Genomic DNA, 2,442 nt, shown 5'->3' on the forward strand with positions numbered 1-2,442 from the left:
ACCTTGAGGTCCCTGCCTGGGTTCCTCGGAGCTCTCGCGCGCCCGCGAATCCAGGATTTTCGTTATGCAAAGTCCAGCACATCGGCCACCGGCATGCGCGGCTTCTGCGGCCAGTTGCCAGCTCGCTCCGGTCCGACGGTCAACAGCATGACCGGCACTTCGTCTTCGGCCAGGCCGAACTCGCGGTGCACGGCTTCAGCGTCGAAACCAATCATCGGCGTCGAACCCAGGCCCAGCGACCGGGCCATGTAGATGATCGCCGCGGCGCCAAAGGTCGCGGAGCGCACGGCTTCGTCGCGCTGGCGCTGCGGCTGATCGTCATACAGACCGCGAGCGGGGATTTCCCACTCCGGCACCAGGTGCGCCGGCATGATGCCGGCTTTCACCACGGGTGCCAGGCGGGCTGGAACGGTGCTGGCATCGGCCAGCTGGCCGATGATGATGAAGGTCACGGCCGCGTCGGTGATCGCGGGCTGATTCCGGGCGATCGGACGCAGCCGGGCCTTGGCTTCCGGCGAGCGTACGGCGATGAAACGCCAGTTCTGCAGGTGGAAGGAGGTTGGCGCGGACGTGCCGATACGCACCAGGCCGCGGATCTGGTCGTCGCTCAAGGTGGCAGCAGGGTCGTAGTACTTGGCGGCACTGCGGCTCAGGATCGTTTCGATGACGGCGTTCGTGGCGAAAGCGTTTTCGCTCTTCCCGGTCTCCCCGAAGATCTCGGCGGCTACGCGGGTTGCGGGTCCGGTGGTGGCGATGCAGTTCATTGGATGGCTCCCTTATCAAGTGATTGCGGAGCCCAATTTACGAGGACGAGTGATTATTTCGAGACTGATTCAGCTCAGTATGATGCGCGAAAGGATCAAACTGCGCCTTCGCGATCCCAGACCGTGTGCGTTACTCGCCCTTGTGCGCCAGTCGCCGCCACTCCCCCGGCGTCATCCCCATCCTTTCGGCGAAGACATGCCGGAATGCCGAAACGGATTGATACCCGACGGTCTCGGCCACGGCCTCGGCGCTGATGGCTGGCTTCTTCAACTCGTTGGCGGCCAGGCTCATGCGCAGATCAGTCAAAAAATCGAGGGCGGAGCGACCCAGCTTGTCCTGAAACTGGCGCATGAACGTAGCGCGCGACATCCCGCACAAATCGGCCAGATCGGGCAGTTTCCAAGGCCGTGCCGCATCGGCGAACATTGCCGCAATTGCTGGTGCCAGCCGCGGATGGCCAGCCAGGGCCAACAAGCCTTCGGGGGCTTTCCCGGATTGGCTCGCCGCGCGCAGTACCAGTGTGAAAAGCGCCGAGGAAAGCGGGTTGAGAATGGCGCGCCCTCCCGCCCTGTCACCGGAGGACTCCATCCGCATCAGCCCGACAAGACCGGCAAGTTGGTTGGATGCGGACCCCATGCCGTCTTCTCCATGGCTGTCCACAGCGCGTGTCACCAGGTTGGCGGGCAGGTAGTTGCGGATCAGTCGATCATGGGGCGGCGCGATAAAAAATCGCCCACACAGCAGATCCAGTTGCTCGCCCTCGCCATCATTCTCGCTCAGCATCCATCCGGCTGACCCCCGGCGTTGCTGGGTAGGAATTGGTGTTTGCCCGCTACCGTCGTGCAGTACATGCGCCGCGCCGTGAGGCAGCAGCACAATATCTCCGCTCAGCAGCTCCCGCGCCGCTCTCGTCTTCGGATCCTCGAGAATGGCCCGGCCCTTGACTATGACGTGGTAGGGAATTTCGTTCGCGGCAGCCTTGTTCCAGGCAACGCGCCACGGTGCACCATAGGCGCAGCGGACCTCGAGCTGGCCGGTCACGGTGATGATTTGCAGGAGATGGCTCAGCCAGTCCACTTCAGACATTGGACCTCGAAACGGAGATAGTGAAACGTCTTATCGTAATTATGGATTGTTTGCACAAATCGAAAGTACCAAGAGAGACGGCAACACGCCCGCCGATCATGAATGCGTCTCCAGGTGAAGAACTTGTCTACATGCCGAGCGCGGAGGCACCACGCACTAGATTGCTGCGGCCGTAACGGAGCAACTGGTAAAAGGATGGAGCAGTTTCCTGTCTCTGAACAGCTGCGAGGCCGATCAGCCGCCGCAGCCTACCGCCATCCCCGCACCATATGAGATTGGACGCTGCGCCCTGGGGTCTCCCAATGAGTGTCCGGTGGTCTCACCATCCATCGGTTGCAGCCATTCGTCAGAGCTGATGATGGCTCACGGTCGCTTTCAACAGAGGACGGTATTTGTTATCCAGGCCGATATTTGGAGCCGAGCGATATTGTGATGCTTGCCTTGTGATCCAGGTTGCCCCGCCGCCTTTGATAGACACCTGTTGTTAGGCCTTAGCTTTCCGATTCGCTGGTGTTTTCCTCAACGGCGTTTTTGCAGTTGGCTTGCGGCCGAGTCCGCTGGATTTCGCGAGGGCTGACCGCTGGGCCGCGT

General features: G+C 61.5%; 2 protein-coding genes. Both read right to left on the reverse strand.

Going from position 1 to position 2,442, the window contains the following annotated elements:
* Positions 1-62: 62 nt before the first annotated feature.
* Positions 63-764: a nitroreductase family protein gene (locus EN991_RS32335; RefSeq protein ID WP_245459417.1), complete on the reverse strand. Its 702-nt coding sequence runs from the start codon at positions 762-764 to the stop codon at positions 63-65.
* 130 nt (positions 765-894) lie between these two features.
* Complete coding sequence (locus tag EN991_RS32340; RefSeq protein WP_127370266.1) at positions 895-1,851, reverse strand: AraC family transcriptional regulator; 957 nt, start codon at positions 1,849-1,851, stop codon at positions 895-897.
* Positions 1,852-2,442 lie beyond the last annotated feature (591 nt).

The organism is Mesorhizobium sp. M7A.F.Ca.US.005.03.2.1, assembly GCF_003997795.1.
GTDB lineage: Bacteria > Pseudomonadota > Alphaproteobacteria > Rhizobiales > Rhizobiaceae > Mesorhizobium > Mesorhizobium ciceri.

Coding starts and splice junctions, on each gene's coding strand:
- EN991_RS32335 (WP_245459417.1), bottom strand. CDS start 764: ATGAACTGCATCGCCACCACCGGACCCGCAACCCGCGTAGCCGCCGAG.
- EN991_RS32340 (WP_127370266.1), bottom strand. CDS start 1,851: ATGTCTGAAGTGGACTGGCTGAGCCATCTCCTGCAAATCATCACCGTG.